Source organism: Salmonella sp. K21076 (genome assembly GCF_039650795.1).
Taxonomy (GTDB): domain Bacteria; phylum Pseudomonadota; class Gammaproteobacteria; order Enterobacterales; family Enterobacteriaceae; genus Salmonella; species Salmonella enterica.
On the sequence record NZ_JBCLYA010000003.1, the window covers coordinates 83,628 to 101,113 of the forward strand.

At 49.9% G+C, this 17,486-nt stretch carries 23 protein-coding genes and 2 pseudogenes; 11 read left to right on the top strand and 14 right to left on the bottom strand.

The features are described from left to right. The 9 genes from AAYN39_RS00775 to ilvL form a co-directional block, all read right to left on the bottom strand. Positions 1-342: a helix-turn-helix domain-containing protein gene (locus tag AAYN39_RS00775; protein WP_000560819.1), complete on the bottom strand. Its 342-nt coding sequence runs from the start codon at positions 340-342 to the stop codon at positions 1-3. After that, a complete protein-coding gene (locus AAYN39_RS00780; RefSeq protein ID WP_000535854.1) occupies positions 339-656 on the bottom strand; it encodes a type II toxin-antitoxin system RelE/ParE family toxin in 318 nt (105 codons plus the stop codon). The genes AAYN39_RS00775 and AAYN39_RS00780 overlap by 4 nt, the downstream gene beginning before the upstream one ends. Before the next feature lie 280 nt (positions 657-936). Continuing rightward, positions 937-2,481 (bottom strand): threonine ammonia-lyase, biosynthetic, encoded by a 1,545-nt coding sequence (gene ilvA / locus AAYN39_RS00785; RefSeq protein WP_010989250.1) that lies wholly within the window; start codon positions 2,479-2,481, stop codon positions 937-939. A 2-nt stretch (positions 2,482-2,483) separates the two neighbouring features. Beyond that, positions 2,484-4,334, bottom strand: coding sequence for a dihydroxy-acid dehydratase (ilvD, locus tag AAYN39_RS00790; protein ID WP_001127449.1), 1,851 nt, complete (start codon positions 4,332-4,334; stop codon positions 2,484-2,486). 156 nt (positions 4,335-4,490) lie between these two features. Further along, a complete protein-coding gene (ilvE, locus tag AAYN39_RS00795; protein WP_000208528.1) occupies positions 4,491-5,420 on the bottom strand; it encodes a branched-chain-amino-acid transaminase in 930 nt (309 codons plus the stop codon). 17 nt (positions 5,421-5,437) lie between these two features. Next, positions 5,438-5,701 carry an acetolactate synthase 2 small subunit gene (gene ilvM / locus AAYN39_RS00800; RefSeq protein WP_000983260.1) on the bottom strand — a complete coding sequence of 88 codons (264 nt, stop codon included), beginning with the start codon at positions 5,699-5,701 and terminating at the stop codon, positions 5,438-5,440. Then, a complete protein-coding gene (ilvG, locus tag AAYN39_RS00805; protein ID WP_001012560.1) occupies positions 5,698-7,344 on the bottom strand; it encodes an acetolactate synthase 2 catalytic subunit in 1,647 nt (548 codons plus the stop codon). Before ilvG ends, ilvM begins: the two co-directional genes overlap by 4 nt. Positions 7,345-7,346: 2 nt before the next feature. Further along, positions 7,347-7,397: a peptide IlvX gene (gene ilvX / locus AAYN39_RS00810; RefSeq protein ID WP_192930503.1), complete on the bottom strand. Its 51-nt coding sequence runs from the start codon at positions 7,395-7,397 to the stop codon at positions 7,347-7,349. 86 nt (positions 7,398-7,483) lie between these two features. Continuing rightward, a complete protein-coding gene (gene ilvL, locus AAYN39_RS00815) occupies positions 7,484-7,582 on the bottom strand; it encodes an ilv operon leader peptide (RefSeq protein WP_001311244.1) in 99 nt (32 codons plus the stop codon). Between the two features lie 351 nt (positions 7,583-7,933). Here ilvL and AAYN39_RS00820 point away from each other — a divergent pair. Continuing rightward, positions 7,934-8,134, top strand: a pseudogene (locus AAYN39_RS00820) (magnesium chelatase domain-containing protein); the annotation flags it as partial. A 73-nt stretch (positions 8,135-8,207) separates the two neighbouring features. Here AAYN39_RS00820 and AAYN39_RS00825 read toward each other — a convergent pair. The 3 genes from AAYN39_RS00825 to AAYN39_RS00835 all read right to left on the bottom strand — a co-directional run bounded on the left by AAYN39_RS00825 (position 8,208) and on the right by AAYN39_RS00835 (position 10,225). Continuing rightward, a complete protein-coding gene (locus AAYN39_RS00825; protein WP_000290950.1) occupies positions 8,208-9,260 on the bottom strand; it encodes a tyrosine-type recombinase/integrase in 1,053 nt (350 codons plus the stop codon). A 188-nt stretch (positions 9,261-9,448) separates the two neighbouring features. Next, positions 9,449-9,640, bottom strand: a complete 192-nt coding sequence (locus tag AAYN39_RS00830) for a hypothetical protein (protein ID WP_000900883.1) — start codon at positions 9,638-9,640, stop codon at positions 9,449-9,451. 15 nt (positions 9,641-9,655) lie between these two features. Beyond that, positions 9,656-10,225 (bottom strand): phage repressor protein CI, encoded by a 570-nt coding sequence (locus AAYN39_RS00835; RefSeq protein ID WP_001047327.1) that lies wholly within the window; start codon positions 10,223-10,225, stop codon positions 9,656-9,658. A gap of 125 nt (positions 10,226-10,350) precedes the next feature. On the opposite strand from AAYN39_RS00835, the gene AAYN39_RS00840 reads away from it, so the two are divergent. From AAYN39_RS00840 to AAYN39_RS00885, 10 genes and pseudogenes are all read left to right on the top strand, one after another. After that, complete coding sequence (locus AAYN39_RS00840; RefSeq protein WP_001247706.1) at positions 10,351-10,572, top strand: hypothetical protein; 222 nt, start codon at positions 10,351-10,353, stop codon at positions 10,570-10,572. A 32-nt stretch (positions 10,573-10,604) separates the two neighbouring features. Beyond that, complete coding sequence (locus AAYN39_RS00845; RefSeq protein ID WP_000460893.1) at positions 10,605-11,114, top strand: phage regulatory CII family protein; 510 nt, start codon at positions 10,605-10,607, stop codon at positions 11,112-11,114. Between the two features lie 7 nt (positions 11,115-11,121). Further along, positions 11,122-11,277: pseudogene (locus tag AAYN39_RS00850) on the top strand (phage filamentation protein Fil family protein); the annotation flags it as partial. A gap of 11 nt (positions 11,278-11,288) precedes the next feature. After that, a complete protein-coding gene (locus tag AAYN39_RS00855) occupies positions 11,289-11,513 on the top strand; it encodes a hypothetical protein (RefSeq protein ID WP_010989252.1) in 225 nt (74 codons plus the stop codon). 22 nt (positions 11,514-11,535) lie between these two features. Beyond that, positions 11,536-11,877, top strand: a complete 342-nt coding sequence (locus AAYN39_RS00860) for a DUF5347 domain-containing protein (RefSeq protein WP_000996717.1) — start codon at positions 11,536-11,538, stop codon at positions 11,875-11,877. Between the two features lie 67 nt (positions 11,878-11,944). After that, the gene (locus AAYN39_RS00865; protein ID WP_001244218.1) at positions 11,945-12,178 is read left to right on the top strand and encodes a DUF2732 family protein; all 234 of its coding nucleotides are present in this window, start codon (positions 11,945-11,947) and stop codon (positions 12,176-12,178) included. Further along, a complete protein-coding gene (locus AAYN39_RS00870) occupies positions 12,178-12,405 on the top strand; it encodes a TraR/DksA family transcriptional regulator (protein ID WP_000752613.1) in 228 nt (75 codons plus the stop codon). The genes AAYN39_RS00865 and AAYN39_RS00870 overlap by 1 nt, the downstream gene beginning before the upstream one ends. Beyond that, entirely contained in the window at positions 12,402-13,259 is an 858-nt protein-coding gene (locus AAYN39_RS00875; RefSeq protein WP_000104152.1) for a DNA adenine methylase, read from the top strand. The genes AAYN39_RS00870 and AAYN39_RS00875 overlap by 4 nt, the downstream gene beginning before the upstream one ends. Further along, complete coding sequence (locus tag AAYN39_RS00880; protein WP_000017503.1) at positions 13,256-15,670, top strand: replication endonuclease; 2,415 nt, start codon at positions 13,256-13,258, stop codon at positions 15,668-15,670. Before AAYN39_RS00875 ends, AAYN39_RS00880 begins: the two co-directional genes overlap by 4 nt. Positions 15,671-15,823: 153 nt before the next feature. Then, positions 15,824-16,012: a hypothetical protein gene (locus AAYN39_RS00885; RefSeq protein ID WP_001580533.1), complete on the top strand. Its 189-nt coding sequence runs from the start codon at positions 15,824-15,826 to the stop codon at positions 16,010-16,012. A gap of 67 nt (positions 16,013-16,079) precedes the next feature. Here the strand turns inward: AAYN39_RS00885 and AAYN39_RS00890 are convergent, their stop codons facing one another. Both AAYN39_RS00890 and AAYN39_RS00895 read right to left on the bottom strand, forming a co-directional pair. Then, the gene (locus tag AAYN39_RS00890) at positions 16,080-16,379 is read right to left on the bottom strand and encodes a hypothetical protein (protein ID WP_000822803.1); all 300 of its coding nucleotides are present in this window, start codon (positions 16,377-16,379) and stop codon (positions 16,080-16,082) included. Between the two features lie 108 nt (positions 16,380-16,487). Further along, positions 16,488-17,294: a DUF6694 family lipoprotein gene (locus tag AAYN39_RS00895; RefSeq protein WP_001580535.1), complete on the bottom strand. Its 807-nt coding sequence runs from the start codon at positions 17,292-17,294 to the stop codon at positions 16,488-16,490. Between the last annotated feature and the right edge of the window lie 192 nt (positions 17,295-17,486).

Below are 17,486 nucleotides of genomic sequence, written 5' to 3' on the forward strand. Positions count from 1 at the left end.
TTACGGCCCTACCATTACCCGAACAGGCTTCCCAATACGGCTAAGCATATTCACCAGAGCATCAATGGTGAATTTGCTGCATTTCTTGTTGACGACATCCGAAACGCGCGGTCGGGATATATGCAAAACTGTAGCAACCTCGGCTTGCTTCATCTGGTTTTGCGTAATCCAGAGGGTAATTTCTTCCATTAGCTGTTGTTTAATGGCTAACGTGTTTTCGATTTCATTCAGGGAATCAGCGTAAAACTTTTCTGCGTCCTGCTTATGAAACCCCAAATCAGCAAAAACATTACCGCCAGATGGCGTCACATGGCGAAAATCACTATCAGTTTTGGCAATCACAAGCTGTTTCTCCGTTGTTGCACCACCCGGTTATAACGCGTTCTGGCGATGTTTTTATCATGCTGACTGGTTTGTTGCGTCTGTTTTTGGAAACTATGCAAAACGTAGAGTGCTTCTGCAAAATTAGCGACATACATAACGCGATAGATACCATTGTTGTTACGAATACGAATTTCATTTACCCCAGCCCCAATTTCTGAAAACGGTTTCCAGTCATCGGGTTCAATTCCATACTGAATTTTGTGAAGCTGATAACCGACTGCTTTACGTACCGTTATGGGAAAAGCCAGGAGATCCTCCAGAGAAGATCCCACCCATCGAATTTCTTTTTCATTGGAGAGAGCTCGGGTGAGTAACATAACATCTTTGTGTATAAAATTTTATACATTGTTTTTAGCAGGTGCAAGTGATGGCGGTGCTAATGATATGGAGCCGAGTTTCACCACAAGCAGATTGGGCGCCTTCTGGAAAACGTCTCGCAAAATGAAATGAGTGGATGCTCCGGGCTGGCAGGAAAGCCCAATAACTGAGGGAAGATAATATCTGGATATTAGGCCCACTTTACTTTGTGGGCCCGAAAAACTAAACGCTGAATTAACCCGCCAGAAAGAACCGGAACGCCGGGTTATTGCTCTCATCATGGCATTCATAGCCCAGTTCATGCAGCCGGGTTTCGAAATCCGGCTCATGATCGCCTAACTCGAACGCCGCCAGCACGCGGCCATAATCGGTACCGTGGCTGCGGTAATGGAATAGCGAAATATTCCAGTGCGTGCCAAGCGTATGAAGGAATTTGAGCAACGCGCCGGGCGACTCCGGAAATTCGAAACTATACAAACGCTCCTGTAATGGCTTGGAGGGGCGCCCGCCGACCATATAGCGCACATGCAGCTTCGCCATTTCATCGTCGGAGAGATCCACTACGCTATAACCGCCGTCGCACAGTTGGGTGATAATCTCTTTTCGTTCCTCCAGCCCCTGACTGACGCGTACGCCGACAAAAATACAGGCATGTTTCGCGTCGGCAAAACGGTAGTTAAATTCGGTGACCATACGCCCGCCAAGCAACTGGCAGAATTTGAGGAAGCTCCCCTTTTCTTCCGGAATGGTCACCGCCAGTAACGCTTCGCGCTGTTCCCCCAGCTCGCAGCGTTCAGACACATAGCGCAAGCCGTGGAAGTTGACGTTGGCGCCGGAAAGGACGTGCGCCAGGCGTTCGCCGCGAATATTGTGCTGGGCGATATATTTTTTCATCCCCGCCAGCGCCAGCGCGCCGGACGGCTCCGCCACCGCACGCACATCTTCAAACAGGTCTTTCATCGCCGCGCAGATCGCGTCGCTATCGACTGTAATAATGTCGTCGAGATATTCCTGGCACAGGCGGAAGGTTTCGTCGCCGATGCGTTTTACCGCCACGCCTTCAGCAAATAACCCAACGCGCGGGAGATCCACTGGATGACCGGCTTCCAACGCCGCTTTCAGGCAGGCGGAATCCTCCGCTTCGACGGCAATCACTTTGATTTGCGGCATCAATTGTTTGATCAGTACCGCTACGCCCGCCGCCAGGCCGCCGCCGCCAACCGGCACAAAGACACGATCGAGATGCGAATCCTGCTGAAGCAGTTCCAGCGCCAGCGTGCCCTGCCCGGCGATCACCATTGGGTGATCAAACGGCGGCACCCAGGTAAAACCCTGCTGCTGCGCCAGCTCAATAGCTTTCGCTTTCGCTTCATCAAAATTAGCGCCGTGCAACAGCACTTCGCCGCCAAAACCGCGTACCGCATCGACTTTAATATCCGCCGTTGCTTTTGGCATGACGATCAGAGACTTCACGCCAAGCCGCGCGGAGGAGAACGCCACGCCCTGTGCATGGTTCCCCGCCGACGCGGTAATCACGCCGTGGGCTTTTTGTTCTTCGGTCAATCCGGCCATCATCGCGTAAGCGCCGCGCAGCTTAAAGCTATGTACCGGCTGCCGGTCTTCGCGTTTGACGAGAATAACGTTGTCCAGACGTGACGAGAGCTTTTCCATTTTTTGCAGCGGCGTCACCTGCGCCGCTTCGTATACTGGCGCGCGTAGCACCGCGCGCAGATACTCCGCCCCTTCCGGCGCGACTGACAGAGGTTGAGATTCCGCCATCATCAACCTCCCAGTTTCGATTTATCGCGCACCGCGCCTTTATCGGCGCTGGTCGCCAGGCTGGCGTAGGCACGCAGGGCAAACGAAACCTGACGCTGACGATTTTTCGGCGTCCAGGCTTTATCGCCGCGAGCTTCCTGCGCCTCGCGGCGTGCGGCGATTTCAGCCTCGCTCAACTGCAACTGAATGCTGCGGTTCGGGATATCAATCGCAATGGTGTCGCCATCTTCAATCAGCGCAATAGTGCCGCCGCTGGCCGCTTCCGGCGAGACGTGGCCGATGGAAAGACCCGAAGTACCGCCGGAGAAACGCCCATCGGTGATGAGCGCGCAGGCTTTGCCCAGCCCCATCGACTTCAGGAAACTGGTCGGATAGAGCATTTCCTGCATTCCCGGCCCGCCTTTCGGCCCTTCGTAGCGGATTACGACCACATCGCCTTCCACTACTTTGCCGCCGAGAATCGCCTCTACCGCATCGTCCTGGCTTTCGTAAACTTTGACAGGACCGGTAAATTTAAGGATGCTGTCATCCACGCCCGCGGTTTTTACGATGCAGCCGTTTTCGGCGAAGTTGCCATACAGCACCGCCAGACCGCCGTCTTTGCTATAGGCATATTCCAGCGAGCGGATGCAACCCGCTGCGCGGTCGTCATCCAGCGAATCCCAGCGACAATCCTGAGAGAACGCCTGGGTAGTACGGATACCGGCAGGGCCAGCACGGAACATTTTTTTAACCGCTTCGTCCTGCGTAACCGTGATGTCGTACTGTTCCAGCGTTTGCGGCAGCGTCAGGCCTAATACGTTTTTCACGTTGCGGTTCAGCAGCCCGGCGCGATCCAGCTCGCCTAAAATACCCAGCACACCGCCGGCACGGTGAACATCTTCCATATGGTATTTCTGGGTACTTGGCGCCACTTTACACAGCTGCGGCACCTTGCGGGACAGCTTGTCGATATCACTCATGGTGAAGTCGATTTCCGCTTCCTGCGCCGCCGCCAGTAGATGCAGAACGGTATTGGTCGAACCGCCCATCGCAATATCCAGCGTCATCGCATTCTCAAACGCCGCCTTGTTGGCGATGTTACGCGGCAGTGCGCTTTCGTCATCCTGCTCGTAATAGCGTTTAGTCAGTTCAACAATCCGCTTACCAGCATTGAGGAACAACTGCTTCCGGTCAGCATGGGTCGCCAGCAGCGAGCCGTTGCCCGGCTGCGACAGGCCCAGCGCTTCGATCAGGCAATTCATGGAGTTAGCGGTAAACATGCCGGAGCAGGAGCCGCAGGTTGGACAGGCGGAGCGTTCAACCTGGTTACTTTGATCGTCAGAGACTTTCGGGTCCGCTCCCTGAATCATGGCATCAACCAGATCGAGCTTGATGATCTGATCGGACAGTTTGGTTTTCCCGGCTTCCATCGGGCCGCCGGAGACAAAGATCACCGGAATATTCAGGCGCAGCGAGGCCATGAGCATCCCTGGGGTGATTTTGTCGCAGTTGGAGATACACACCATCGCGTCAGCGCAGTGAGCGTTCACCATGTACTCCACGGAGTCGGCGATCAGCTCGCGCGACGGCAGTGAATAGAGCATACCCCCGTGCCCCATGGCGATCCCGTCATCCACGGCAATAGTGTTGAACTCTTTCGCCACACCGCCGGAAGCTTCAATCTGTTCGGCGACCAGCTTACCGAGATCGCGCAGATGAACGTGACCCGGCACAAACTGAGTGAATGAGTTCACCACGGTGATAATCGGTTTGCCAAAATCACTGTCGGTCATTCCGGTGGCGCGCCACAGCGCGCGGGCACCCGCCATATTACGACCATGAGTGGTGGTGGCGGAACGGTACTTAGGCATGCTTTATTTACTCCCCATCTTTTCCCTTCATACTTCACGCCACAGGTGCGTTGGCTGCCTCACTCCAGTCACTTACTACAGTAAGCTCCTGGGGATTCGCTGCGTTGCCGCCTTCCTGTGACGCAAATTATTTTGGGAAAATATTAATTTTATTTATTATGAATTTACCGGATCCAACCAGCCCCATTTATCCTCGGTTTCTCCAGTGAAGAGACCAAAGAAGGCTTGTTGGATACGCTTGGTAACAGGGCCGCAACGGCCTTCGCCTACCTGGATACCATCAACGCTGCGTACCGGAGTAATTTCTGCCGCAGTTCCGGACATAAACACTTCGTCGGCCAGATACAGCGATTCACGGGACAGCACCTGCTCACGCACTTCAATACCCAGCTCTTTCGCCAGTTTGATGATCGCGTCGCGAGTAATGCCTGGCAGCGCGGAAGAGGTAAACGGCGGAGTAAACAGCACGCCATCTTTTACCTCAAACAGGTTTTCGCCTGCGCCTTCGGATATATAGCCGTTTACATCCAGGGCGATGCCTTCCTGATAGCCGTGGCGGCGCGCTTCGCTACCCACCAGCAGTGAGGAAAGATAGTTCCCGCCCGCTTTGGCGGCGGTCGGAATGGTGTTCGGCGCAGCGCGGTTCCAGGAAGAAACCATCGCATCGATCCCCTGATCCAGCGCTTCGGCGCCCAGGTATGCCCCCCACGGGAACGCGGCGATGATGACGTCAGTGGTGTATCCCGGGGGCGGGTTAACGCCCATACCGACATCGCCTACAAATACCAACGGACGGATATAGGCGCTGGTCAGATTATTTTTACGAATTACGTCGCGGCAGGCTTCCATCAGCTCATCAATGCTCTGGGAAACCGGAAAACGATAAATTTTTGCTGAGTCGCGCAGGCGCTGCATATGTTCACGATGACGAAACACTACCGGGCCTTTGTGAGAGTCGTAGCACCGAATCCCTTCAAATACCGACGTACCGTAGTGCAGCGCGTGAGACATTACGTGAACCTTCGCGTCTTCCCAGCGCACCATCTCGCCATTGAACCAAATGTAATCAGCTTTTTTCGTCGTCATTTTTCTTCCTTTTGCGCTCAGGCGCGGATTTGTTGTGATGTGGCAGCGCTCTGGCAGATTGCGACATGCGCAACATCTACCAGTTTACTTAACTGACTAAACAGTAAGTCGACCGACCGGGGACTGGCAACGGTCAATTCAATATTTATATTCTGCGCATCGGTCGCGGCTTCCATATTCATGGAGCACACCTGAAAACCACGATGGCGCACCACGCGTAAAACACGTTCTAAGGTTTCTGGATTAAAGCGTGCCGATACATTGACCTGATGTTGCATCATGATAATTTCTCCAGCATTTCAGAGTTACTGGCGCCAGGCGGCACCAACGGCCAGACATTTTCAAGTTCGTCGATTGAGACGTGAAGCAGGTACGGCCCTTCGCTTGCCAACATCGTGTCGAGTGCCGCTTCAACCTGGTCTTTACGAGTAATGTGCTGGCCTGGAATGCCGAAGGCGCTGGCCAGCATGAGGAAATCGGGGTTATCGGTCAGGGTGGTTTCGCTATATCGCTCCTGGAAAAACAGTTGCTGCCATTGTCGAACCATCCCTAACCGCTGGTTGTCGAGTAAGACTATCTTCAACGGTAACTGCTTGCGTTTTACGGTGCCCAACTCCTGAACATTCATCATGAAGGAGCCGTCACCGGAGATACAGATAACGGTATCATTCGGTCGCGCTACCTGCGCGCCAACGGCCGCCGGTAAGCCGAATCCCATCGTCCCCAGACCGCTGGAAGTGATGAAGTTCTCCGGGCGGGTGTAAGTCATATGCTGGGCTGACCACATCTGATGCTGCCCCACATCCGTCGTCACCACACTGTCTGCGGGTTTGCGTTCCGACAATTGCTTCAACAACAACGGCGCATAGATAGTCTCGCCAGGATGGTCATAGCGCCAGGCGTGTTCTGCGCGCAGCTCTGCACAAGACTGACGCCATGCGTCGATCTTCAGCGGTTGCTGTAATGCCGGCAACAGCGAATTTAAATCGCCCTGCAACGCGACGTGTGCCTGACGCAGTTTGTTCATTTCCGCCGGGTCGATATCCATATGGATTACGCTGGCGTTAGGCGCAAACGTATTCAGCTTACCGGTCACCCGGTCATCAAAACGTGCACCCACTGCGATCAGTAAATCACACTCTTGCACCGCGAAATTAGCCGCTTTAGTACCGTGCATTCCCAGCATGCCCAGATAGTACGGATAATCAGCTTCAACAGCCCCCAGACCTTTCAGCGTGCAGGTAACTGGCATTTGCGTTACCGCGATAAATTTACGCAGCGCCGGAACCGCCTTCGCCATACCAACACCACCGCCGACGTACAGCATGGGTTTTTTCGCCTGTTCCAGCATCTGGCGCGCCTGTTCCACATCAGCCTGCGGGAAAGTCGCTTCGTTATCGACGGTAGTAAACCAGGGTTCTAGCTCACCGCTGGCCAACTGGATATCTTTCGGGATATCCACCAGAACTGGTCCGGGACGGCCAGCGTTGGCGACTTCAAAAGCCTCCGCCATGATGCGCGGCAACTCTGCCAGCGACTGCACCAGGAAGCTGTGTTTGGTACAGGCCAGCGACAGCCCTAACACATCCACCTCCTGGAACGCATCGGTGCCGATGAACGGGGCGGAAACCTGACCCGTGATCGCGACAACGGGGACCGAATCTAACAACGCATCCGCCAGGCCAGTGATCAGGTTAGTGGCGCCAGGGCCCGAGGTGGCGATACAAACACCGGTTTTGCCGGTAGAACGGGCATAACCGATTGCCGCCATTGCGGCACCCTGCTCGTGTCGGCACAACAAATGCTCCACACCACCGTCATACAACGCGTCGTAAACCGGCATAATTGCGCCGCCAGGATAACCAAATACGGTTTTCACCCCCTGCGCTCGCAAAGCATGTACCACCCACTGTGCCCCGTTCATAGTTACATCCCCGTCGTAAATCTTGAGAAACAGAATTTTATGCTGTTATTCACGCTCTGCTCCTCGCTTAAGTTTTTCAGGCCAAAAAAAACCCCCGGACCTTTCGGTGCGGGGGTCTTAGTTCGTTAAGGCTTGATTTCTAAGCCTTTCCTCGTCCAAGTGCAGCCCCGCACGGTGGGATAATAATCACCACCACGCTAATCACGACCAGGCTAATCACTCGTAGAAGGGCTGTCATTTTTGTCTATTCTTGCATCTTGTTCGAAGGAATACCTAAAGAGTTACCATAGGTTTTGCCAATAGCACAAGATATTTTTTTAACCACGTTTCAGATAATGCAGGTGAATGCCTAAAAGGGCTTTGTTTTTTATAAGAAAAATTAGCAACTGAAAAATTTTCACGTTTTCCTCCCCCTTTTGGTGCGCTTTACACCCTGTTTTCCTTCTTTTCGCTTCTGCGAGCGTTCTTCCAGTTTGATGTTTCTTACCTGAAAATGACGCCAAAATTCAGGAATCAGCCGCTAAAAAACAAAAAGTCAGTAATTCGATTTTCTCTTCTATTCCGCATAATCCACGTAACAGGAGGGATTATGTCACTGGCGATTGTTCATACTCGCGCCGCACTTGGCGTCAATGCGCCGCCTATCACTATAGAGGTGCATATCAGTAATGGATTACCGGGATTAACCATGGTTGGCCTACCGGAAACCACGGTAAAAGAGGTGCGTGACCGGGTACGTAGTGCGATTATTAATAGCGGATATGAATTTCCGGCTAAAAAAATAACCATTTATGTAAACGGGTTAATGAAAACAACAAGTTAGATTAAAAACAATAAGTTAGGTTGGTGGTCAGTGGTGGTTATTACGGGGTAATGCCAACCGCTGCCGCCACTTTGTCGCCACTTGGCAGCGTTGCCAGAGGATTGAAACGGAGCGCCGTTTCCAGATGATCCGGTGCCAGATGTGCGTAACGCATAGTCATTTTTATATCGTGGTGTCCGAGAATTTTTTGTAAGGCCAGAATGTTTCCACCCGACATCATGAAGTGCGCCGCAAACGTATGGCGCAGAACGTGTGTGAGTTGACCGCGAGGGAGCACGATAGACGTTTTTTCCATCACGGATAAAAATTGAAAATAGCAGTCTGTGAAGAAATTGAACCCATCAAGCGCCATGATCTCTTCGTAAAGCTCTTTACTGATAGGGATGCTTCTGTTTTTCTTCCCCTTCGTTCTTACAAAGGTAATTCGGTATTTGGTCACCTGTGAACGAGTAAGATTTACGGCTTCTCGCCAGCGTGCGCCTGTGCTTAAGCATATCTTAACTACCAGTGCTAGAATTGGGTCCTGACGTTTGCAATCAGCCAGTAATTCAACAATCTGCTCATGGGTAAGCCATGCCATCTCTTTTTCTGCGATGGTGAATTTTCGCATGTTCTCCAGTGGGTTCGGATACGACCATTCGCCCAGACGGGATAGTTCGCTAAAAACACTACTTAGATAGCTTTGCTCCAGGTTAATGGTGACCGGGCTTGCTCCTTTCTTCCATTTCTCGCTGAAGTAGATCTCGCCTGTCAGGCGTTTATCTCGATAGTGGGCAAACATTTTAGAGGTGAGATCGGTTGCAAGAGGATTGCCCAGAGCGTCAACCATCAGCAGCAATTTGTCATAGACATGTTGCCCAGCAGTCAGAGATTTACCATGTAGTTTGAACCATAGCTCAACCACGTCTTTCAGGGTTCGACGATCCACTGATTCGCCCAGCCATGGCTTTGATTCGGTTTCTTCCATAGTGTGACGCTCAAAAGCCAGAGCTTCGCCTTTGGTGGCGAATTGTTTACGCACACGACGCCCACTTCGTCCGGCGGGGTAACATTCGCAAAGCCATTTCCCTGTGGTGAGTTTTCGTACTGCCATAAAAAATGCCCTCCAGTAGAGAGCATTTTTACTGTATGTATAACCAGTGTCAATGTATGAAATCCTACGACCATACATCTCACTGAAGCCATAATGAAGTTGGCTATTCTTTTTGCTATGTGAGCATGTAACTTTTGCGGTTAACCTGCGGCTCATTTTTATTTTAGACGCAGATATAAAAGCAAAAGTTATCGTGAGTTTTTAGTACAGATTTTTTTGGATTTACTAATAGTTCCATCATTGCAAACGAATTTGCCATCTGAGGTACAGTGAGAAACACCTCCCTTTTTCCCTGAGCAGGGATAATTTCTAGCATAGGTAGTTAGTGGGTTTAATAACAAAGAACATGACAAAACCACAAAAAATACCTTACCAAGCATAGTTTCCTCCCGGTACTATTTAACATACTTGACTGTTAAACTTATAATTTTACCAATTATTTCAATGTCTTCTATCTTACATTCGAAGGCTCTGTTTCCACCCTCGACGAAGATTCTTCCACCGGGTAAACGAGTAATGTCACGGATCGTTACTTCGCCATCAATACTTATTACCCATTTACCATCACGTATATCATCAAATTCTTTATCACAAATAAATTCAGAATTGTTATCTGTGATGACAAAAGGTTTTTTAAACGTAGAGGGTAGAAATCCCTTATCAAAAATATAAAAACCGTCTTCACGCAAGGCACCATCAGATAATACATATTTAGCAACTTCCATAGTATTTGTATTACCTGAAGTTTGCTTTGAACCATGTCCGGTTGTGAGCCAATTAAGCGAGGTGCCCGTTTCAAGGGCGCACTGGATTACCCATTCTGCTGGGAATGAGTCACGCATGTAGCGTGTGGCGAGTGTACTTTTAGAGATTCCTAAATGATCGCACAACGCCTGTCGAGTTTTGAATCCATAAGCTTCTACCATGCGCTCTATAGCGCCTCGTCCGCCTTTCTCCAAATTCATGGTCACTCCAAGTGAACTTTTATCTTGACGATTTCATTGCGCGATCGTATGTTTATGGTGTTCACAAAATACAAACGATCCGTATTCGTCCTGATTAATCATCATTAAACGAGGAATGTTGCATCATGAGACCTAACATTTCAATCACTCTTACCACGCCTCATGTGACTATTGAGCGCTATAGCGAGCTGACAGGGCTGTCCATCGATACCATCAATGACATGTTGGCTGACGGACGCCTTATCTGTCACCGTTTGCGCAAAGATAAAAAACGCGAAAAAGTGATGATCAACATAGCAGCCATGACCGTTGATGCGCTTTCAGAATGCAATCTAAACCTTAATTAGTTCGATTCTGAAATACATCAGAGGCATTGACCATGTTTGATTACCAAGTTTCCAAACATCCACATTTTGATGAAGCCTGTCGTGCATTTGCACTGCGCCACAATCTGGTGCAACTGGCAGAACGTGCAGGCATGAATGTGCAGATTCTGCGGAACAAGCTGAACCCAGCTCAGCCTCATCTATTAACCGCACCAGAAATCTGGCTGCTTACCGATCTGACTGAAGATTCAACGCTGGTAGATGGTTTTCTGGCACAGATTCATTGTCTGCCATGTGTACCGATTAATGAGGTGGCAAAAGAGAAACTGCCACATTACGTCATGAGTGCAACCGCAGAGATCGGGCGTGTTGCTGCAGGTGCGGTATCTGGCGATGTAAAAACCAGTGCAGGTCGTCGTGATGCTATCAGCAGCATTAACTCTGTAACACGACTGATGGCGTTGGCTGCTGTTTCATTGCAGGCCCGTTTACAGGCTAACCCTGCGATGGCGAGTGCAGTTGATACCGTGACCGGCCTCGGTGCTTCATTCGGTTTGCTGTGAGGTGCTTATGCTGACGAAAGAACCATCATTTGCATCGCTGCTGGTAAAGCAAAGCCCGGCAATGCACTACGGTCACGGCTGGATCATGGGTGAGGATGGAAAACGCTGGCATCCATGTCATTCACAAGATGAATTGCTGTCTGAATTGACCACGAGGAAACGGAGAAAGTCAAAATGTATGCAGCGGAAAGTGAAGTGGTTTATCAGTTTTGTTACAGAGGGGAGAGTTATTCAGTACCTGAAGATGATTTGCTCTGTTGTTATCCGTCGTTGTCGGGCGATGGCAGTTACTTTTTCACGCTAAAGGATGGGACGTTTTTACGGGGAGAGCAGGTTAAAGAGACGGTACGAAAAAATGTATCTCCCTTTGAGCGTTACCGTAAGAACAAAGAACGATAGGTGCGTTTGGGGGATATGAAGTATGGCAATTAATGGCGCTGCGGCGACTGTTCCATTAAGCCCCGGAGAACGCCTGAATGGACTTAATCACATTGCGGAATTAAGGGCGAAAGTATTTGGCCTGAATATTGAGTCAGAGCTTGAGCGGTTTATTAAAGATATGCGTGATCCACGGGATATCAATAACGAACAAAATAAACGGGCACTGGCTGCCATATTCTTTATGGCAAAAATTCCAGCTGAACGTCATAGCATCAGCATTAATGAGCTGACCACTGACGAAAAGCGGGAGTTGATTAAAGCAATGAATCATTTTCGTGCAGTGGTGAGCTTATTTCCCAGACGGCTAACCATGCCGAATTAACCAACTAATGAAATTAATGGCGTAAACCCGCCGGGCATCCCTTTATCTAAATTCAGGAGAATTGATTATGCGTAATATTGAAACCCTCTCGACCAAAACCGGACCGGATGACGCAGGGCTTAATATTTTACTGACAGAGGCTCGTCTGGAAGAACGCCGGGCAAGGGCTGAAGCAATGGTAGCTCGCCTTGATAGCCTGGCGTGTCATATCACATCCCGCCAGCTAACCCACGTCGAAGCGGCAGAACTGCTTCGTGTGACTGCTGAAGCAATCCAGAACGAAGCGCAGGAGATCCACTAATGGCTGATGCAATGGATCTCGTACAGCAGCGCGTTGAAGAAGAACGCCAACGCCATATCCGTGCTGCCCGTGCCAAAACGCCGGGCGTGTCCCGCGTGCTTTGCATTGAGTGTGAAGCGCCAATTCCGCCAGCACGCCGCCGTGCCATTCCGGGTGTGCAGCTTTGCATTACCTGTCAGGAAATCGCAGAGCTGAAAGGCAAACATTACAACGGAGGTGCTGTATGAGCACCATCCTGAAATGGGCGGGAAATAAAACTGCCATAATGTCCGAACTGAAAAAACATCTTCCTGCTGGCCCGCGACTGGTTGAACCTTTCGCGGGTTCCTGTGCTGTGATGATGGAGACGGATTATCCCAGCTATCTGGTTGCGGATATTAATCCTGATTTAATCAACCTCTATAAAAAGGTTGCCGCTGATTGTGAATCGTTTATATCTCGCGCCAGAGTTTTATTTGAGATCGCAAACAGGGAGGTGGCTTATTACAACATAAGGCAGGAGTTTAATTACTCAACTGAAATTACTGATTTCATGAAAGCGGTATATTTCCTGTATCTCAATCGTCATGGTTACCGTGGGTTATGTCGTTATAACAAGAGCGGGCATTTCAACATTCCATACGGTAATTATAAAAATCCGTATTTCCCTGAAAAAGAAATTCGCGCATTTGCAGAGAAAGCCCAGCAAGCAACGTTTATCTGCGCCAGCTTTGATGAAACGCTGGCGATGCTGCAGGTGGGGGATGTGGTGTATTGCGATCCGCCTTATGACGGTACGTTTTCCGGCTATCACACTAACGGCTTCACTGAAGATGACCAGTATCACCTGGCATCTGTTCTTGAATATCGATCATCAGAAGGTCATCCAGTCATTGTTTCTAACAGTGACACATCCCTGATCCGTTCGCTGTATCGAAATTTCACTCACCACTACATCAAGGCAAAACGCAGCATCGGCGTGTCGGCTGGCGAGAGTAAATCTGCAACAGAAATCATCGCTGTTTCTGGGGCGCGCTGCTGGGTGGGATTTGATCCTTCGCGTGGCGTGGATAGTTCTGCCGTGTACGGAGTGCGTGCATGAGCCATGCTGATATGAACAACTGCAGCGGCTTTAACGAGGCCGCCGCAGCATTCTCATGGAACAGCCCGAAAAAGGCTATTAACCCTTATCTGGACCTGGCGGAAGTTGCGCCGGTTTCTGCGCTTTCAAACCTGATCACTCTGTACGCTGCCGATAACGAGCAGGAACAACTGCGCCGCGAGGCACTGAGTGATCAGGTTTGGGAGCGTTATTTCTTTAATGAATCCCGTGATCCTGTCCAGCGCGAAATGGAGCAGGATAAGTTCATTAGCCGGGCAAAGTTGGCGCATGAGCAGCAGCGTTTTAACCCGGACATGGTCATTCTGGCAGACGTTAACGCCCAGCCTTCCCATATCAGCAGGCCGCTGATGCAACGTATTGAATACTTCAGCAGCCTTGGCAGGCCAAAGGCTTATTCCCGCTATTTACGTGAGACGATTAAGCCATGTCTGGAACGGCTGGAGCATGTACGCGACAGTCAGCTATCCACTTCTTTTCGCTTTATGGCAAGCCATGAAGGGCTGGACGGCCTGCTGATTCTGCCTGAAATGAGTCAGGATCAGGTGAAACGCCTGTCCACCCTTGTTGCTGCGCATATGAGCATGTGCCTTGATGCAGCTTGTGGCGATTTGTATGCCACCGATGACGTTAAGCCAGAAGAAATCCGCAAGACATGGGAAAAGGTGGCAGCAGAAACCCTGCGACTGGATGTCATACCGCCTGCGTTTGAGCAACTCCGCCGGAAAAGAAACCGCCGTAAACCCGTGCCCTATGAACTCATTCCGGGTTCGCTGGCGCGTATGTTGTGCGCCGATTGGTGGTACCGGAAATTATGGAAGATGCGTTGCGAATGGCGGGAAGAGCAGTTGCGTGCTGTTTGCCTGGTCAGCAAAAAAGCATCTCCCTATGTCAGCTATGAAGCCATGATGCATAAACGTGAGCAGCGCCGTAAGTCGCTGGAGTTTTTCCGTTCTCATGAACTGGTGAACGAAGACGGCGACACGCTGGACATGGAGGATGTGGTAAACGCCAGCAGCAGCAACCCTGCGCATCGCCGCAATGAGATGATGGCCTGTGTTAAAGGTCTGGAGCTTATCGCGGAAATGCGCGGTGACTGCGCCGTTTTCTACACCATCACCTGTCCGTCACGTTTCCATTCCACGCTAAATAACGGCAGGCCCAACCCGACCTGGACAAATACGACGGTAAGACAAAGCAGTGATTATCTGGTCGGCATGTTTGCTGCATTTCGTAAGGCGATGCACAAAGCCGGATTGCGCTGGTATGGCGTGCGGGTGGCTGAGCCGCATCATGACGGTACAGTTCACTGGCACCTGTTGTGTTTTATGCGCAAAAAAGATCGCCGCACCATTACTGCTTTGTTGCGTAAGTTTGCCATTCGTGAAGACCGCGAGGAGCTGGGTAATAACACGGGACCACGCTTTAAGTCTGAGCTGATAAACCCGCGCAAAGGTACGCCAACAAGCTACATCGCGAAATACATCAGTAAGAACATTGACGGGCGTGGTCTGGCTGGCGAGATCAGCAAGGAAACGGGTAAATCCCTGCGTGATAACGCTGAATACGTTAATGCCTGGGCGTCTCTGCATCGTGTTCAGCAATTCCGCTTCTTTGGCATTCCGGGGCGTCAGGCTTACCGTGAACTGCGATTGCTGGCTGGTCAGGCGGCAAGGCAACAGGGGGACAAAAAAGCAGGTGCGCCGGTACTGGATAACCCGCGCCTTGATGCAATCCTGGCTGCTGCTGATGCTGGTTGTTTTGCCACCTACATCATGAAGCAGGGCGGCGTACTGGTTCCCCGCAAATATCACCTCATCAGAACTGCTTATGAAATCAACGAAGAACCGACCGCATATGGCGATCACGGTATTCGTATTTATGGCATCTGGTCACCCATTGCAGAGGGCAAGATCTGCACTCATGCGGTGAAGTGGAAAATGGTTCGTAAGGCCGTTGACGTTCAGGAGGCGGCAGCCGACCAGGGCGCTTGCGCCCCTTGGACTCGTGGCAATAACTGTCCCCTTGCTGAAAATTTGAACCAACATGAGAAAGATAAATCAGCAGATGGGGATACCAGAACGGACATTACCTGCATGGATGACAAGGAATTGCACGATTACCTGCACAGTATGGGCAAAAAAGAGCACCGGGAACTGGCAGCAAGATTACGCCTGGTTAAACCGAAACGGCGTAAAGACCACAAACAGCGAATTACAGAGCATCAGCGTCAGCAGCTCGTCTATGAACTGAAGTCCAGAGGATTTGATGGCAGCGAGAAAGAAGTCGATTTACTGCTTCGTGGCGGCAGTATTCCGTCAGGAGCAGGCCTGCGTATCTTCTATCGGAACCAGCGTTTGCAGGAAGATGATAAGTGGCGGGATCTGTATTAATTACGCGGGTTAACAATTCGTGCTCTTAATAATACCAGGCATATCAGGCTGATGAACGTAAAAAAACGTTTTACATCAGTAAGATTATTATATACTGTAAATATAAACAGTGGTTATATGTACAGTATTGCGTATGGTGTTATAGGAGGAAAGATGCAGGACTATTTTTTGGAGTCTTTGAAGCTCCAGCGCATTGATTTTTTTCTTAAGCTTGTAGCGGCTAGTGAGTGTAGCGATGAAGAGAAGGGGCTGGCTCTGCAGTGGGTTTCTGAATTGACTGATGAGTTGATGGCGAAAATTCGAAGCCATGAATACAGTAGGTCGATGGATGTAATCAGTTGAGCTTGTTTCGTTAGGACTTGATAAGGGAACCGAAAAGGGGCATTAAGCCCCTTTCTCATAAGTTGATTTAGTTGTTCCCCAAAGAGCCGGCCATGGCTGCATATTTAATTTCTTCGCTGGGTATTTCAGGATGTAGTTGAATTTGCCTGATGACATAGCCAGGAACTTCGTCACTCCACAGTTTCGCCGCGTCCTTACAGACCTTATACGCGAAGTCTCTATTCTCAAAGGCATAGGATTTTCCGTATGCATATTGCTGACAGGTATGAACATAAGCTCCGAAGTCGCCGTCTTTATCTGGCAAAGCACATCCAGCCAAGGCTATGATGATTGCTACTAACGTAAAGGAGAAAGTTATACGTTTCATGGTCTCTTTCTAAGCGTTTAGCATTATTTAACTAAGGGGTATCTGCCGTGATTTGGTAGTCCCTGATATATATTCTCAGGGACTATGCTGAAGTAGATTTAATTTCGATTATTTAGAAAGGTACTTATCTCTAAGTTGATTCAGTCTGTCAGCATCGCGTTCTGAAAACTCGGCGTCACCATAGATCGATTTCCCATCTGCGTCTTCAAGGCCAATGACTGTGACGGTAAATATAGCATCAGCCGGAACTTTAAGTTTTCCCCAATCAGAGTATCTATTAGGGGCTAATTTCCAGTTGGCTTTCTCACCTGGTTCCAGACCTCCAGAAATTTTATAGTTGAAGACGTCAGAGAACCAAGGGACGCTTCTTCCTGGGCTGGCAATAACACCTTTGAAGAATACTCTGGCAACCGCTTTGTCTGTTCCGTTTTCAACGCTAATATCCAGAATTGGCTGATCATTGCCGTAATCCTCTTTCTGGAAATAAAAACGGGAACGTTCGACCTTGAAGGCTTTCATTTTTTCCGCAGCCTGTGTTGCAGAGGTTTGTTTGGCTTCCAGTTCTTTTATTTCTTGCAGAGCCTGTTCTTTCTCTCTCTTCTCACGCTCAAGGCGAATAGTTTGTGCGTAATTTATAACCTCATCACCAGTTTTACCTTCCAACGCTGACTTAATTTTTGTTTCGTAGACGTCCCCAGAAGACGTTCCAGCCTGCATTAGCTCTCTCATGTTGATTTGGCTAAAGGCAACGACTTTAACTGCATCATCAAACTGAGCTTTTTTATCTGCAGGTAAGGACTCTCTTACTTTTTGAATGGACTCTTTCATCGACTGATCGCTTGATGCATCGATCTTCGGTTTGTCACAAGCAGTAAGCAGCAGAGCAAAAGCAATTACGCCAGTTAATTTCTTCATATCCCTATCCCAATCGTAAAAAAACAAGGCTAATCCTAACAGGATTAGCTGGCATGACAAACTCATAGCCATATAGGTGTGCTGTATAAATTAGCGGGATGAGAAAGCCTGCGCAGACCCTCATGTTGAAACTTGATTTTAGCTCAAAAGAGCTGACACTAAATAACTGCGCGGAATAATGCTCCACTTCGG

What these genes read in the sequence shown, in the direction of transcription:
- ilvM (WP_000983260.1), bottom strand. Translation starts at nt 5,701, where the DNA reads ATGATGCAACATCAGGTCAATGTATCGGCACGCTTTAATCCAGAAACC.
- ilvE (WP_000208528.1), bottom strand. Translation starts at nt 5,420, where the DNA reads ATGACGACGAAAAAAGCTGATTACATTTGGTTCAATGGCGAGATGGTG.
- AAYN39_RS00875 (WP_000104152.1), top strand. Translation starts at nt 12,402, where the DNA reads ATGAGCACCATCCTGAAATGGGCGGGAAATAAAACTGCCATAATGTCC.
- AAYN39_RS00835 (WP_001047327.1), bottom strand. Translation starts at nt 10,225, where the DNA reads ATGAATTTGGAGAAAGGCGGACGAGGCGCTATAGAGCGCATGGTAGAA.
- ilvG (WP_001012560.1), bottom strand. Translation starts at nt 7,344, where the DNA reads ATGAACGGGGCACAGTGGGTGGTACATGCTTTGCGAGCGCAGGGGGTG.
- ilvD (WP_001127449.1), bottom strand. Translation starts at nt 4,334, where the DNA reads ATGCCTAAGTACCGTTCCGCCACCACCACTCATGGTCGTAATATGGCG.
- AAYN39_RS00840 (WP_001247706.1), top strand. Translation starts at nt 10,351, where the DNA reads ATGAGACCTAACATTTCAATCACTCTTACCACGCCTCATGTGACTATT.
- AAYN39_RS00880 (WP_000017503.1), top strand. Translation starts at nt 13,256, where the DNA reads ATGAGCCATGCTGATATGAACAACTGCAGCGGCTTTAACGAGGCCGCC.
- AAYN39_RS00845 (WP_000460893.1), top strand. Translation starts at nt 10,605, where the DNA reads ATGTTTGATTACCAAGTTTCCAAACATCCACATTTTGATGAAGCCTGT.
- AAYN39_RS00885 (WP_001580533.1), top strand. Translation starts at nt 15,824, where the DNA reads ATGCAGGACTATTTTTTGGAGTCTTTGAAGCTCCAGCGCATTGATTTT.
- ilvL (WP_001311244.1), bottom strand. Translation starts at nt 7,582, where the DNA reads ATGACAGCCCTTCTACGAGTGATTAGCCTGGTCGTGATTAGCGTGGTG.
- AAYN39_RS00865 (WP_001244218.1), top strand. Translation starts at nt 11,945, where the DNA reads ATGCGTAATATTGAAACCCTCTCGACCAAAACCGGACCGGATGACGCA.
- AAYN39_RS00890 (WP_000822803.1), bottom strand. Translation starts at nt 16,379, where the DNA reads ATGAAACGTATAACTTTCTCCTTTACGTTAGTAGCAATCATCATAGCC.
- AAYN39_RS00895 (WP_001580535.1), bottom strand. Translation starts at nt 17,294, where the DNA reads ATGAAGAAATTAACTGGCGTAATTGCTTTTGCTCTGCTGCTTACTGCT.
- AAYN39_RS00855 (WP_010989252.1), top strand. Translation starts at nt 11,289, where the DNA reads ATGTATGCAGCGGAAAGTGAAGTGGTTTATCAGTTTTGTTACAGAGGG.
- AAYN39_RS00860 (WP_000996717.1), top strand. Translation starts at nt 11,536, where the DNA reads ATGGCAATTAATGGCGCTGCGGCGACTGTTCCATTAAGCCCCGGAGAA.
- AAYN39_RS00825 (WP_000290950.1), bottom strand. Translation starts at nt 9,260, where the DNA reads ATGGCAGTACGAAAACTCACCACAGGGAAATGGCTTTGCGAATGTTAC.
- ilvA (WP_010989250.1), bottom strand. Translation starts at nt 2,481, where the DNA reads ATGGCGGAATCTCAACCTCTGTCAGTCGCGCCGGAAGGGGCGGAGTAT.
- AAYN39_RS00870 (WP_000752613.1), top strand. Translation starts at nt 12,178, where the DNA reads ATGGCTGATGCAATGGATCTCGTACAGCAGCGCGTTGAAGAAGAACGC.
- AAYN39_RS00830 (WP_000900883.1), bottom strand. Translation starts at nt 9,640, where the DNA reads ATGCTTGGTAAGGTATTTTTTGTGGTTTTGTCATGTTCTTTGTTATTA.